The organism is Lewinellaceae bacterium, from assembly GCA_020636135.1.
In the GTDB taxonomy this organism is placed as follows: Bacteria; Bacteroidota; Bacteroidia; order Chitinophagales; family Saprospiraceae; genus JAGQXC01.
On the sequence record JACJYK010000003.1, the window covers coordinates 248,657 to 262,607 of the forward strand.

The 13,951-nt window shown below is 46.4% G+C and carries 13 protein-coding genes; 9 read left to right on the top strand and 4 right to left on the bottom strand.

Annotation, left to right across the window (positions count from 1 at the left end; genetic code table 11):
• Nucleotides 1-12 precede the first annotated feature (12 nt).
• Complete coding sequence (locus H6570_20300; GenBank protein ID MCB9321632.1) at nt 13-2,613, top strand: glucosidase; 2,601 nt, start codon at nt 13-15, stop codon at nt 2,611-2,613.
• Between the two features lie 3 nt (nt 2,614-2,616).
• On the opposite strand, the gene uvrB is transcribed toward H6570_20300, so the two are convergent.
• The gene (gene uvrB / locus H6570_20305) at nt 2,617-4,647 is read right to left on the bottom strand and encodes an excinuclease ABC subunit UvrB (protein MCB9321633.1); all 2,031 of its coding nucleotides are present in this window, start codon (nt 4,645-4,647) and stop codon (nt 2,617-2,619) included.
• A gap of 137 nt (nt 4,648-4,784) precedes the next feature.
• Here uvrB and H6570_20310 point away from each other — a divergent pair, with 137 nt between their 5' ends.
• The 8 genes from H6570_20310 to recA all read left to right on the top strand — a co-directional run bounded on the left by H6570_20310 (nt 4,785) and on the right by recA (nt 11,424).
• On the top strand, nt 4,785-5,582 hold the full coding sequence (locus H6570_20310) for an alpha/beta fold hydrolase (protein ID MCB9321634.1): 798 nt from the start codon (nt 4,785-4,787) through the stop codon (nt 5,580-5,582).
• A 21-nt stretch (nt 5,583-5,603) separates the two neighbouring features.
• Complete coding sequence (locus H6570_20315; GenBank protein ID MCB9321635.1) at nt 5,604-7,232, top strand: S41 family peptidase; 1,629 nt, start codon at nt 5,604-5,606, stop codon at nt 7,230-7,232.
• A complete protein-coding gene (tsaB, locus tag H6570_20320) occupies nt 7,229-7,924 on the top strand; it encodes a tRNA (adenosine(37)-N6)-threonylcarbamoyltransferase complex dimerization subunit type 1 TsaB (protein MCB9321636.1) in 696 nt (231 codons plus the stop codon). The genes H6570_20315 and tsaB overlap by 4 nt, the downstream gene beginning before the upstream one ends.
• Nucleotides 7,925-8,434: 510 nt before the next feature.
• Complete coding sequence (locus H6570_20325) at nt 8,435-8,773, top strand: helix-turn-helix transcriptional regulator (GenBank protein MCB9321637.1); 339 nt, start codon at nt 8,435-8,437, stop codon at nt 8,771-8,773.
• A gap of 219 nt (nt 8,774-8,992) precedes the next feature.
• The gene (locus H6570_20330; protein MCB9321638.1) at nt 8,993-9,301 is read left to right on the top strand and encodes a helix-turn-helix transcriptional regulator; all 309 of its coding nucleotides are present in this window, start codon (nt 8,993-8,995) and stop codon (nt 9,299-9,301) included.
• 111 nt (nt 9,302-9,412) lie between these two features.
• Entirely contained in the window at nt 9,413-9,853 is a 441-nt protein-coding gene (locus tag H6570_20335) for a DUF2147 domain-containing protein (protein MCB9321639.1), read from the top strand.
• 126 nt (nt 9,854-9,979) lie between these two features.
• On the top strand, nt 9,980-10,216 hold the full coding sequence (locus tag H6570_20340) for a hypothetical protein (protein MCB9321640.1): 237 nt from the start codon (nt 9,980-9,982) through the stop codon (nt 10,214-10,216).
• Between the two features lie 170 nt (nt 10,217-10,386).
• Entirely contained in the window at nt 10,387-11,424 is a 1,038-nt protein-coding gene (gene recA / locus H6570_20345; protein MCB9321641.1) for a recombinase RecA, read from the top strand.
• Between the two features lie 22 nt (nt 11,425-11,446).
• On the opposite strand, the gene H6570_20350 is transcribed toward recA, so the two are convergent.
• The 3 genes from H6570_20350 to H6570_20360 are packed head-to-tail and all read right to left on the bottom strand — an operon-like array spanning nt 11,447 to nt 13,951.
• Nucleotides 11,447-12,058 (bottom strand): hypothetical protein, encoded by a 612-nt coding sequence (locus H6570_20350; GenBank protein ID MCB9321642.1) that lies wholly within the window; start codon nt 12,056-12,058, stop codon nt 11,447-11,449.
• The gene (gene gldE / locus H6570_20355) at nt 12,055-13,449 is read right to left on the bottom strand and encodes a gliding motility-associated protein GldE (protein ID MCB9321643.1); all 1,395 of its coding nucleotides are present in this window, start codon (nt 13,447-13,449) and stop codon (nt 12,055-12,057) included. Before gldE ends, H6570_20350 begins: the two co-directional genes overlap by 4 nt.
• 28 nt (nt 13,450-13,477) lie before the next feature.
• Nucleotides 13,478-13,951, bottom strand: coding sequence for a single-stranded DNA-binding protein (locus H6570_20360; GenBank protein ID MCB9321644.1), 474 nt, complete (start codon nt 13,949-13,951; stop codon nt 13,478-13,480).

Consider the following 13,951-nt stretch of genomic DNA (forward strand, 5'->3'; position numbering starts at 1 on the left):
AAATTACCGGATATGAATCAAGAAAATGCACGGCTGGATGCTCAAGCCTCCGGCCAGGAAAACTGGCTTAAATGGGGACCTTATCTTTCCGAACGACAATGGGGTACCGTCCGTGAAGACTATTCGGCAGATGGGGATGCCTGGAATTATATATCCCACGACATGGCACGATCCCGGGCTTACCGCTGGGGAGAAGACGGGCTATCCGGCATCAGTGATGACCAACAGATCCTGTGTTTTAGTGTTTCCTACTGGAATGGCCGGGATCCAATCCTGAAAGAACGGTTATTTGGCCTGACCAATAAGGAAGGAAATCACGGAGAGGATGTAAAAGAGCTGTACTTCTATCTGGACAATACACCGTCCCATGCCTGGATGGAACACCTTTATCTGTACCCATGTCAGGCTTTTCCCTACGACGAACTGATCCAGGTAAACGGAAGCAGAGACCGGCTTCAGCCGGAGTACGAACTGACTGATACCGATTGCTGGAAAAAAGGAGGCTGGTTCGCCTGCCGGACAAGGTATGCAAAAGCTTCTCCTGATGACATTCTGATCGAAATCCGGATTTCCAACCACAGCCAGGAGGAACAAACCATTACGGTCCTGCCTACCCTTTGGTTTCGTAATACCTGGATCCTGGATGGCAAGCGGCCGGTGATAGTACCCTGTGAGCAAGGGGTGAAGGCCACCCACCCGGAATCAGGCGATACGTATCTATGGTTTGAGCGGCCTGAACATTTGCTTTTTACCGAAAACGACACCAACATGGAAAGGTGTTTTGGTGTCACCAATGTGTCTCCCTATGTCAAAGATTATTTTCATCGGGTGATTTGCAATGGGGATACGAGTGATATTGCCGGAAAGCAAAGTGGAACGAAGTGCGCGCCCGTATATATCCTTAATTTGGGACCAGGAAAATCTTCTACTATACGAGTCAGACTCACCAATTATGTGCTGGATAATGCATTGAATGAAGAATTATTTTCCAATATTTTAACAAAAAGAAAAAAAGAATCCACTGCGTTCTATCAACAGGTATTTCAACGGATAAAAAAGGAAAGCATTTCGGATACGGAACAACTGATCCGTCGGCAGGCTTTATCAGGATTGTTATGGAATAAACAATTTTACCGCTATCAGGTCTCGACCTGGCTGGATGGCGATCCGAATTTACCGCCACCACCACCTGGCCACGATCAGATACGGAATACCGACTGGAGGAATGTAAATGCTGCGGATGTCATTTCTATGCCGGACACCTGGGAATATCCCTGGTTCGCCGCCTGGGATCTTGCATTCCAATGCGTAGCACTTGCAGCCGTAGATCCTGCCTTTTCCAAGAAACAACTGTTGCTGCTCCTCCATGAATGGTATCAGCATCCCAATGGAAAAATTCCCGGGTACGAGTGGTCTTTCGACAGCATTAATCCTCCGATCCACCCCTGGGCAGCTCTGGAAGTTGTCCGCATGGAGTCGGCGATCACTGGCAAACCACTGGATTGTGATTTCTTAAAGCGGTTGTTCCAAAAGATATCACTCAATTTTACCTGGTGGGTAGCGCGGGAGGACAGCAATGGCAATAATGTATTTGAGGGTGGGTTTTTAGGTTTGGATAACATTGCCTTGTTTGATCGCGAAAATGATATTCCGCCCGGTTGCACGCTGGAACAAGTGGACGGTACGGCATGGATGGCTTTCTACAGCCTGCATATGCTGGAAATAGCACTTACCCTCGCTGCCGATGATCCATCTTACGAAGATATGGCCATTAAGTACTTCGAACATTTTGTGAGCATCGCATCGGCCCTAAATGGGATGGCTTCGGAATTATGGGATGACGATTCAGGTTTTTTCTACGATCACCTGGAACATGGTTCGGAGATCCTACCCCTCAGGGTCCGGTCACTGGTCGGGCTCAGCACTTTGTTCGCCGTGACCATTCTGAAAAAACAATACCTGGAGAAAGTGCCTGGTTTTGCACGTCGACTGGAACATTTTGCCAAAGAACGTCATGCTCGTCACCAATACATTGTTTTTGAAGCTTCTGATCGTACCGGTGATGTCCTGTTGTCTCTTGTTCCTATAGACCGGCTGCAGCGTATACTCCACACATTGTTCGATGAAGCAGAATTTTTAAGCCCTTTCGGGATCCGTTCGGTATCCAAATACCATCTGGAACACCCGGTAGAAATGCATATCAATGGTGATATTTTCGGCTTGAGATACGAGCCCGGGGAAAGTGAAACCGGATTATTCGGCGGCAATTCCAACTGGCGGGGACCGATCTGGATACCCACCAACTATCTGCTGATTCATGGTTTGCGGACGTACCACCAGTTTTATGGCAAAACATTAACCATTGAGGTTCCGGCTAACTCCGGAAGAACGCTGGACCTCGAAGAAGCTTCCGTAGAAATAGCCCACCGGATATTATCCATTTTTTCGGCTAACCATCAGGGGGAGCGGCCGGTCCATCAGGATATGGCCTTTTTACAGCTGCCGGAATACCATGATCTGATCCTCTTCTTTGAGTATTTTCACGCCGAAACGGGTAAAGGTCTGGGGGCATCACACCAAACCGGATGGACTGCCCTGGCCGGCATCCTGTAACGATCAGGCTACCTTTTCTTTTATTTTCTTTTTTAGAGCAAACAACTCATCACGGTACTGAGCAGCCGCGATAAAATCGAGTTCCTTCGCTGCTTTACGCATCTTATCCTCAGTCTCAGCAATGACTTTCTCCAATTGATCCCTGGTCATATAATCGACGATGGGGTCTGCCGCAATGGACGGTTCATCGGGTTCAATGTAGGCACGTGATTTCCCTTGTCCCCTGATATCCAGAATGGATTTCTGTGCCAGGATCTCTTCCTTTGTTTTGGTTATGGTCGTTGGCGTAATGCCATGCTCTTCGTTATAGGCCATCTGAATGCTGCGCCGGCGGCTGGTCTCATCCATAGTCTGCTGCATGGATTCGGTGACCTGATCGGCATAGAAGATAACCAATCCGTTGGCATTACGGGCTGCACGGCCGGCTGTCTGCGTCAGAGAACGGTCATTGCGCAAAAAACCTTCTTTATCGGCATCCAGAACAGCGACCAGGGATACTTCCGGTAAATCCAGGCCTTCCCGTAATAAGTTTACCCCAACCAGCACATCAAAACCACCTAAACGCAGGTCCCGGATGATCTCCACACGGTCCAGGGTATCTACCTCCGAGTGGATGTAACGCACCCGGATATGTAATTTGGCCAAATATTTTGTAAGCTCTTCCGCCATCCTTTTGGTCAGTGTGGTCACCAGGATACGTTCGTTCCGCTGGATGCGTTCATTGATCTCCTCCAGCAGGTCATCGATTTGATTAAGCGATGGACGGACTTCTATTGGTGGATCCAATAAACCCGTTGGACGGACGATTTGTTCGACCACTACCCCGCCGGTTTGTTCCAGTTCATAATCACCCGGTGTCGCGCTGACAAAAATGACCTGGTTGATCAGGCCCTCAAATTCATTGAAATTAAGTGGCCGGTTATCCAGCGCTGAGGGCAGCCGGAAACCATAGTTCACCAGGTTTATTTTTCTTGCCCGGTCACCACCCCACATACCCCTTACCTGAGGAATCGTGACGTGGCTCTCATCGATTATCATCAGATAGTCATCCGGAAAGTAATCGAGAAGGCAAAATGGACGGGTACCTTGTTGCCGGCCATCGAAAAAGCGGCTGTAATTCTCTATGCCATTGCAGTAGCCCAACTCACGCATCATCTCCACATCAAATGCTACCCGCTCTTTGATTCGCTTTGCTTCCAGATAGCGGCCCTCCTGTTCAAAAAACCGCTCATGTTCCACCAGCTCATCCTCAATATCCCGGATAATCATTTTCAGACGATCCTTCGGGGCGATGTAGAGATTAGCCGGAAAAATGGCCGCATGGGTCAGATCATCCAGATGTTTTCCGGTGTCCGGATCGATCATTTCGATGCTTTCAATTTCATCGCCAAAGAATGTGATCCGGTATCCATAATCAATGTATGGCAAATTGATCTCAACACTGTCTCCCCGCACCCGAAACTGTCCCCGCGTCAGCATAAGTTCGGTACGACTGTACAGGCTTTCAACCAGGCGGTACAGAAACTGATTGCGGGCCAGGACTTTTCCGGTTTCTATGCGGATGATTCCGGCTTTATAATCTTCCGGATTTCCCATACCATAAATACAGGATACCGAGGCAACAATGATAATATCGCGTCGGCCGGAAAGCAACGTTGAGGTGGCCCGCATCCGCAACTTGTCCACTTCTTCATTGATCGAAAGATCCTTCTCGATGTAGGTGTCGGAGACATGGATGTATGCTTCAGGCTGATAATAGTCGTAATAGGATACGAAGTATTCTACGGCATTATCGGGAAAAAATTCTTTGAACTCGGCGTACAGCTGAGCAGTCAGGGTTTTGTTGTGCGTGAGGACCAGTGTTGGTTTTTGCACCTCATTGATTACATTGGCCACCGTGAATGTCTTACCTGATCCGGTGACACCCAACAGTACCTGGGATTTTTCTCCCTGGTTGATACCTGCAACCAGTTGGCGGATGGCTTCCGGTTGATCCCCGGTGGGATGATACTTTGATTCCAGTTGATACGGCATGATAACTACAGATCAAAAACATAAAAATACGAACATTCAATCCATGGTTGGGGTTTCAAAAGCAACAGGTTTTCCTGCATTCGCTAAGAGAACCGGTAATGAAAACAGATTTTGTGTTATAAACAGATGCTACGTAGATGAAAGAACCAGAATATCCAGGCACGGTACCGTTGTATTATAAACGATATGGAGAAGAACACCATAAAACCATTGTGATCCTGCATGGTTTGTTCGGTAGCCTCGATAACTGGCACACTTTTGCCCGGCGCTTAAGCAGTACTTATCAGGTCATTGCCGTGGATCTGCGCAATCATGGTCGTTCTCCGCACACCGGGACTTTTAATATGACCGCGATGCGGGATGATCTTTTACGTTTATGGGATGAGTTGAGCCTGGAGCAAGCCGTGCTGATGGGGCATTCACTGGGAGGCAAAGTTGCCATGGCCTTTGCCACAGCGTATGAAGATCGCTTATCCGCTTTGGTTGTTCTTGACATCAGTCCACGAAGCTACCCCCGTGGTCACGACGTGTATTTTGATGCCATGTTATCCATGCCGCTTAACCTTGAAAGCCGGCAGGAAGCCGACCAATGGCTCTCAAAAACGGTTAAAAGCATGCCTATCCGGCAATTTTTAATGAAAAATCTGGAACGTACTGAAACCGGTTACTCCTGGAAGTTCAATTTGAACGTCCTGTATGATCAATACGATGCGGTGATTGGTCCGGTTGAGATCCTGCAACCTTTGTCGGTGCCGGCATTATTTGTTCGCGGAGCTAAATCAACTTACATTTCGGATGATGATTTAGCTTTGATCCGGGAAACGTTTTTGAATGTTGATATCGTTACTATTGGAAATGCCGGGCATTGGGTCCATGCCGAAGCGCCCGATGCATTATTGGCTGCATTGACGGCATTTCTTTATGTTCACATTTAATTCATAATCAGAATTATTCTTATGCGCAAGATCACTCGTATTCTCCTTCCGGTTCTTATACTCATGTTGATGGCATTTGCCGGGACACCTAATAAGTACTTCGAGATCAGCAAGAACATTGAAATCTTCACCAATCTGTACAAAGAGTTAAATCTCTATTATGTAGATGAAGTGGATCCGGCGAAACTGATGCGTATCGGTGTTGACGCGATGTTGGAACACCTGGATCCCTATACCAACTATTTCTCTGAAAATCAGATCGAGGGATGGCGGTTTATGTCCGAAGGCCGCTACGAAGGCCTGGGGGCAGAGACCAAACTGATCGACAATTACCTGACGATTACTGACTTGATTGATGGTGCTCCGGCTGAGGCATCCGGGTTGAAAATTGGGGACCAAATTGTTAAGGTAGACGGAAGATCTACGGAAGGGAAAAACAAGGTTGAGGTAGAAACCATGATGCGCACGGTACCCAGCCCTGAAATCAAACTGGATGTGATGCGGATCGGGCAAAAGAAATCCATTCCTATAACATTGACCCGTGCAGAGATTAATGACAGCAATGTCCCATATCATGGCATGGTCTCTGACGGAATTGGCTACGTGATACTGACTACGTTCACTGAAAATGCCGGTAAAAATGTCGGGGATGCCATTCGCGATTTGAAAAAAGAAAATCCGGAATTAAAGGGCGTCATACTTGATTTGAGAAATAACGGAGGTGGATTGCTGCGTGAAGCCGTCAGCATTTGCAACTTATTTATTCCCAAAGATGCCCTGGTGGTAACCACCAGGGGTAAAGTACAGGAATGGGATCGTGAATTCAAGACGACCGGTGTGCCGGCCTTTCCTGACCTTCCCGTAACGGTCCTGGCTAATAAGATGACAGCTTCAGCATCAGAGATCGTCTCCGGTGTATTGCAGGATTACGATCGGGGGGTTATCATCGGACAGCGTACCTATGGCAAAGGCCTGGTTCAGAATACGCGGGATATTGGCTACAATTCACAACTTAAACTAACCACTGCCAAATACTACATCCCCAGTGGACGTTGCATTCAGAGTGTGGCTTATCAGGATGGTGAACCGGTAGATGTGCCGGATGATCAACGTGCTGCATTTAAAACCCGCAACGGACGAAAAGTCCTGGATGGCGGGGGCGTGACACCGGATGTTAAGATGGACCATGCCGATATTCCGGACCTGATCACTCAGCTGGAGGATCAGAATATGATTTTCAAATACGTGAACATGTATCAGCAAAATCATGAAAGCATCGGTGATCCGCAGGAATTCCGTTTTGATGACTTCGACGGTTTTAACCAGTTCCTGCAGGCCAATGGATTTGTTTATCACAATCCGGCCTACCGGAAACTGGACGAAGCGGTGCAGGTTATGGAAAAGGATCAGCAATCAAGCTATTTACCTCAACTCCAACAGTTGCAAAACGAATTGACCCAGTCCAACAATGCTGTTTTCGATACCAACAAAGAAATGATTCTGAAAACCATCGCTTCACAAATTGTTGCACGATATTATCCGGAGAAGGATAAGATCCTGTACAAATTGCGGCACGATAATGAGGTTAAGAAAGCCGTGGAGGTGCTGCAAAATTCAGCTGGTTACCAACAAATATTAGCGGGAAAGTGATTGCAGCTGAGGACCAGCCTGTGCTCCTGCATCTTGAAACGGCAGAACAAGGTTGTTCTGTGGCATTGAGCAGGGGTAATACGCTTATATATACGTCAGCGGATCCGTTGTCTTTCCGGCATACTTCTCAATTACCATTGCTTATTAAGGATGCGATGGAAGATCAGCAGATGGACTGGACACAGATCAAGGCAGTTGCTATCTGTGATGGTCCTGGATCCTATACCGCATTGCGCGTCGGTGCTTCCATGGCCAAGGCCATTTGTTACGCGCATCATATCCCGCTGATTGCGGTTCCCACACTAGACCTGATTTATGGCGCCATGGACACCGGAAGCCCGGAAGCGATTTATGTCGCTACCCTGGATGCGCGTCGTGAGCGGGTTTTTTACGCTCTGTACGATGCATCCGGCAATTGTTTGGAAGGGCCGGATTTAAGCCGGATCGACGCATTGATCCAGCGCATTGCATCGCAGGAAGTCCGTGCAGGAGGAAGTGGCGTGATCAATCAGCCGGAGCTTTGGATACATCCGGACAACGTCATCCGCCTGGATCCAGTCCGATATTCAGCAGCAGAAATGACGGGACCCGCCTTGCAGCGATTTGCCCGGGGTATGTTTGAAGATCTCTCTACCTACGCACCTAATTATTTGCTGCGACCGAACATTACTACCCCCAGGCAGGCCAGGTAAGTCTATCTGGTACTCTGTTCATTTAGACTCCAGTTCAACTCCGTTAATGATGCCGGATGCGATCATGATACGGTGGAATTACAACTATCCATTACTTGATTTACGGATTATGAGGTTATTACGGAACCGGATAACACGTATTGATGTTTATCGTAATACCAATGCATTATAAGATTTAATAATGTATAATGGTCATACAATTGATGCCGGTTCAAAGGAGTCTTTCGTATCCGTGAGTGGTCAAATAATCTTACTGGCGGGATTTAGGGCTGGGTCGGTATATGACAACGAATGATGTAAAGATGCGTATAGCAAACGATATAGCCAGGAAAGCCATTTTCAGGCACCTATCCTACCTATATAAGGCCATTCTTTATACATATTCAACCAATTCATATAAATAAGTGTTGAATGTGATAACATTATAATTTAAAAAGTTTTCTAATAAGTGAGTTTGGTACAGTTTTGGTTGCAGTTAGAGCTGATTCCTTGACCGTAAAACCATCTTGTATGAAAAAGCAGAAAAATGAAATTGTTTCGTTAAAGAAAGGAGGTAAGGAGATCCAGCTTGACTATGCTGATCTCCGAAAAGCAGTGTTGGTGCTGCGGGCTGTCAACCACAAACTACGTCAGCGTATCATTGATCTACTGGAAGAAAATGATTCGATGACTGTGACTGACATTTACATTAAACTTAGGCTGGAGCAATCGGTAGCCTCCCAACATTTAGCCATCTTAAGACGTGCTGGTGTAGTTACAACTGAACGGCAAGGAAAATTTATTTATTACCGTATCGACCGTGATAGACTTGCACAAATTTCGAGATTGGTTGAAGAATTAGCTGATTAAACCGTTAGTTGATGGTGAATTTTACATCTCTTTGAAATTCAATATTTTAGCTTATAGGTAAATTGAATTAGACATGGGCCAAATTTGCGATTGAAGTACAACAACGCTTCAATCAGTTACAAATTGCAAGTTTTTTTAATGTTTTGCTTTGTAGATTCATTCATTTGGCGCATATTTGTCGAGCTAGACTTAATAATTCAAAATACTTAAAGCTGCAATATGAGAAGGACTAAGGTTACTTTTGACAATGAAAAGCTACAGGTTTCGACAGAGATTATGCGTGCGTTAGCCCATCCCTTAAGACTTCGCATATTAGAATTCATCGATCGAAATGGTAAGATCAACGTGAACAAAATCTATAACACCCTGAATTTAGAACAATCGATCACCTCCCAGCACCTCAAGGTGTTGCGTCTTGCAGGCGTGGTTAAACAACAAAAGCAAGGCAAATATGTATTGTATTCCATCGAATACGATCTGGTCGACAGAGCCTCACGAGCGGTCAACCGCTTCCTGGGCAAAGCATAAAAAGATACATTGCGCCTGGTCATCCGATCAGGCGCTTTTCATTTGCAGCTACACCCATCACTCGTCCTTTCTTTCGTTATCTTTAATAGATCTAACTTAAAGATGTACGTTATGAAGAGACTCCTGTTCTCCCTCTTGTATCTGACCTGCTTCATTACCATTACAAATGCACAATCCGGTCCTCTGGGGACCTGGAAAACCATCGACGATGCGACCGGTGAAGCCAAAAGTTACGTCGAGATCTATCAGGATCAGGGCAAGTATTTCGGCAAGGTGGTAAAATTGCTGAAATCGTCACCCGACAAGATCTGCACGGAATGTACTGGCAAGAAAAAGAATCAACCTCTGATCGGGCTGGTCGTGATCGAAGACCTGGAACCGTACAAGGACTATTGGTCAAATGGCACGATTATGGATCCGGAAAACGGGAGCGAATACCGCTGCAGTATCTGGTTTGAACCCGGTAATTCCCAGGAATTGAAAGTGAGAGGAAAACACTGGACCGGACTTTACCGGACCCAAACCTGGTACCGGGTGACCTCAGATAAGTAGTGTGGTTCCTGCCGCTTAATCTATTGGTCTTCAATCCTTTCATTTTTTTTGCACCCCATACAATAAATGAATATGGTCCTGTGTTATTTATAGGAAGTTTAAAAAAATCAAAACCAATTTCTGCGTATGAAGCATGATTTTACACCTGAAGATTTAGTACGTTTTCTATACCAAGAAACCTCCCCAGAAGAAACTGTACTGCTACAACAAGCACTTGTAGATGATCAAGAGCTGAAAGATCAGTATGTTGAACTTAAAGACGGCAAAAATGCTCTGCCAACTGCAGCGATCCGTCCTTCTCTGTCTAGCATCGAACGCATACTGAAATACAGCTCGACCGTTCTGTCTCCAGCAACGTTGTAAGCATAGCGACTCTGTAGTAGTTCGAAATCGTACAAAACCCGAATGCCTTTCATGTCAACGTGAAGGGCATTCGGCATTTTTGCACCTACCAATTCCCTATTTATTCCTGAAAAATACCGGGTTAAATAGTACCTTCGTTTTATATATTACCTTTTAAAATATCAACTAAGATGGGTAACGAAAGAGATGAAAAACTAAAAGCATTACGGCTTACGGTCGATAAACTGGAAAAGACTTACGGCAAAGGCACCGTTATGAAACTCGGTGACCAGCAGGTAGTCGAAATTGACACCATACCCACCGGATCCATCGGTCTTGACATCGCACTTGGAATCGGAGGCTTACCCCGCGGACGGGTGGTTGAAATCTACGGTCCGGAATCTTCCGGTAAAACGACCTTGGCTATCCATGCCATCGCCGAATGCCAGAAAAAAGGTGGCATCGCCGCATTCATCGACGCGGAACATGCCTTCGATCGTTTTTATGCCGAAAAACTGGGTGTTGATGTGGAGAACCTGTTGATCTCCCAGCCCGATAATGGTGAACAGGCATTGGAAATTGCCGAAAACCTGATCCGCTCAGGAGCCATCGATATCATCGTCATAGACTCTGTCGCCGCATTGGTACCGCGCAGTGAAATCGAAGGTGAAATGGGAGATTCCAAGGTGGGTTTGCAGGCGCGTCTGATGTCTCAGGCTCTGCGTAAACTGACCGCCACGATTGGTCGTACCGGTTGCTGCTGCATATTTATCAATCAGCTGCGGGAGAAAATTGGCGTGTTGTTTGGCAATCCGGAAACGACAACCGGCGGTAATGCGCTGAAGTTTTATGCTTCCATTCGTCTGGACATCCGCCGCTCCGGTTCGCCCATCAAGGACCGGGAAGGAAATCTCATCGGTAACAGCGTCAAAGTAAAAGTGGTCAAAAACAAGCTGGCCCCGCCGTTTAAGATAGCGACTTTCGACATCATGTACGGACAGGGTATTTCAAAGACCGGAGAATTGATCGACCTGGGCTCCGAACTGGAAATCGTCCAGAAAAGTGGTTCCTGGTTTAGTTATGAAGGTACCAAGATCGCGCAGGGCCGTGATGCCGCCAAGCAGTTCATGGAAGACAACCCGGAAGTTGCACAGGATGTAGAACGCAAGATCAAGGAGCGCTATGTCGGCGTCGTGCACAGCGGCGATGAAGACACTTCCGACGACTGATCATATTCCCGGGTACCAGAATCTATTTATCGGTCCACTCTACCGTTTTTATCAGCTCCAGGACGTCCTGCTCGATGAACTTTGCAATCGGCTGGATAGAGTCCGGATTAACTTTTGCGTAGAAGTACAGGGATCCTTTGAAGAAATGCTCGGTACTGTCGGTCAGAAAAAACTGTACCGGTGATGCCGCCGGGCCTTCGAAGTTAAACAATACCCCTCCTGTACCATCCGGTTTGTGGATCACTTCCTCGCCACTATAATTGGAGCGGTAATTGACTTTGTCCACGATCTCAAAAGCATCGTTGATGTATTTATCCAGGTCCTCCGGCTTATTGATGGGCACATAGCTGCAGTGTATTCTCCCGTTGAAATCCGGAAAATAGATGTCAAACCAGCATGTGGCACTCTGTTGGTTTTTTTGCCGGTTGCTTGGATTTTCATCGATCGTTGCGTACCGTGGATATTCAAAAGTTAAAGGACACCCGGAAAGATGAAACGGCTGATATGCTTTCTCCGGATAGGTCACTTTAGGATACGCTCTTGGCTTGGGAATATAGGTTTGTTCATGGCTGCAAGCAGTAATAAAGATCACTGCAAGGATAAAGGTGTACCAGGCCGTACGCATTTTACTCATATTTTAGTCAATTGGACTTTCTCTATTCTTCGCTTGCTCACCGATAACACTTTTAATTTGAAGTGCGGAAATGAAATCTCCCGATTTACTTTCGGTATTTGACCCGTCACTTGTAAGATCAATCCGGCCAGGGAGTCGGCATCATCACGCCAGTTATCGAAATGACCGATATCCAATCCAACGATTTTGATCACATCGTTAATCAATGTTTTGCCTTCAAAAATGAAATTCTGTTCATCCAGCTGAATGTATTCCAGTTCTTCTTTGTCATCAAATTCATCCCGGATATCGCCGATCACTTCTTCCATGATATCCTCCAGAGTAGCAAGACCCAACGTACCTCCGAATTCATCTACAACAATGGCCATATGCAATTTTCGGGACTGAAAATCCTTCAGGAGTTCATTGATTTTCCTTGACTCCGGAGTATACAGGACCTCTTTGCGAACCAGCCCCAGCCAGTCGTAATCTTCTCCTTCATGCAAATGTTGCAAGAGGTCTTTAACATAAAGAATGCCAAGAATATGATCCAGGTCCTCCTCATAGACCGGCAGCCGGGAAAAACCCGAATCCTTCACCGTTTTCAGAAGGTCTTTATAGGAAATAGTATGCTCAACAGCAACCACATCCATACGCGACCGCATTACCTGCGTTACACTGACTTCACTGAATTTCACGATGCTCTTCAGCATATCCACTTCTTCATCCGAACTGGGGTCTTGTCGCACAGTCAGCTCGATGGCATGATCAATATCGGCTTTCAACGAGACCTGCCTGTTGCGTGCCAGCCGTTTTTCCAGGCCTTTTGAAAAATTGACAAAAAATGTACTGACCGGAGCCAGGACATTGGACATGAAAGTGAGTGGTTTTGCCATGAATCGGGCAAGTCCGACGTTGTGGATATTGGCGTAAATCTTGGGTGTAATTTCACCAAATAATACGAGGATAAACGTAACCAGAACGACAGTGACCAGAACCTTAATGAATACCGCCATGTTCGCAGCATCCAGCTGCATACCGATTCCGGAAATAAACTGTACCAACTGTTGAGCCATGGAATCAAATGCCGCATCACTGAAAAGTACGCTCATCATATGATTGGCCAGCAAGACAATGGCAATGTTAAAGGTATTGTTGAGAATGAGGATCGTTGCCAGGAGTCGCCGTGGTTTCTCCAGCAAGGCTATGATCCGCTTACTGATTGGAGAGTTTTCTTCCTGGAGCAGCTTTTGTTCATTAGGCCCCAATGAGAAATAAGCGATCTCCGATCCGGATATTAAAGCCGAACCAAAAAGCAACAGGACGACAATAAAGAGGTCCAGAAAAATAAGCGGCGAAATTTGAATCAAAATGAGCAGAAGATGGTACGATTCAGATAAGTCCGGTTCCAAGATGGTGTGATTAGTTCAACAAGCTGGATTAGAATGGTAAATCGTCATCTTCCATATTGGAAAGATCCTCCGTGAAAGTGGCGCTTTCTTTCCCGCCGGAGCCGGATTGAGGAGCACTTGCCGAATAGGAATCTTCGGTAGGAAAGGTGTCACTGTATCCCGTCCGGCTTCCCCCTTCTTTGCGATCAAGCAGCCGAAAAGTGCTCGCAACGACTTCAGTGATGTAACGATCGATCCCATTATTATCCTGGTATTTGCGATGGGTCAATTTACCTTCGATGAAAACCAGGCTACCTTTTTGCAAGGTTTTTTCTGCACGTTCAGCCAGTGAACGCCAGACAACTACATCATGCCATTCAGTAATGGTCTGCCACTCATTATTTTTATCGCGATAACTTTCATTGGTGGCTACTGGAAATTTGGCAACCATTGCTCCATTTTCCAGGGTACGAACTTCCGGGTCCCTTCCGAGATTGCCTATCAGTATTACTTTATTGACCAT

Bases quoted from the DNA above. Each gene is read 5' to 3' on its own strand.
- H6570_20300 (MCB9321632.1), top strand. From the start codon at position 13: ATGAATCAAGAAAATGCACGGCTGGATGCTCAAGCCTCCGGCCAGGAA.
- H6570_20340 (MCB9321640.1), top strand. From the start codon at position 9,980: ATGAAGCATGATTTTACACCTGAAGATTTAGTACGTTTTCTATACCAA.
- H6570_20310 (MCB9321634.1), top strand. From the start codon at position 4,785: ATGAAAGAACCAGAATATCCAGGCACGGTACCGTTGTATTATAAACGA.
- recA (MCB9321641.1), top strand. From the start codon at position 10,387: ATGGGTAACGAAAGAGATGAAAAACTAAAAGCATTACGGCTTACGGTC.
- uvrB (MCB9321633.1), bottom strand. From the start codon at position 4,647: ATGCCGTATCAACTGGAATCAAAGTATCATCCCACCGGGGATCAACCG.
- H6570_20360 (MCB9321644.1), bottom strand. From the start codon at position 13,951: ATGGTCAATAAAGTAATACTGATAGGCAATCTCGGAAGGGACCCGGAA.
- H6570_20335 (MCB9321639.1), top strand. From the start codon at position 9,413: ATGAAGAGACTCCTGTTCTCCCTCTTGTATCTGACCTGCTTCATTACC.
- H6570_20350 (MCB9321642.1), bottom strand. From the start codon at position 12,058: ATGAGTAAAATGCGTACGGCCTGGTACACCTTTATCCTTGCAGTGATC.
- H6570_20325 (MCB9321637.1), top strand. From the start codon at position 8,435: ATGAAAAAGCAGAAAAATGAAATTGTTTCGTTAAAGAAAGGAGGTAAG.
- H6570_20315 (MCB9321635.1), top strand. From the start codon at position 5,604: ATGCGCAAGATCACTCGTATTCTCCTTCCGGTTCTTATACTCATGTTG.
- H6570_20330 (MCB9321638.1), top strand. From the start codon at position 8,993: ATGAGAAGGACTAAGGTTACTTTTGACAATGAAAAGCTACAGGTTTCG.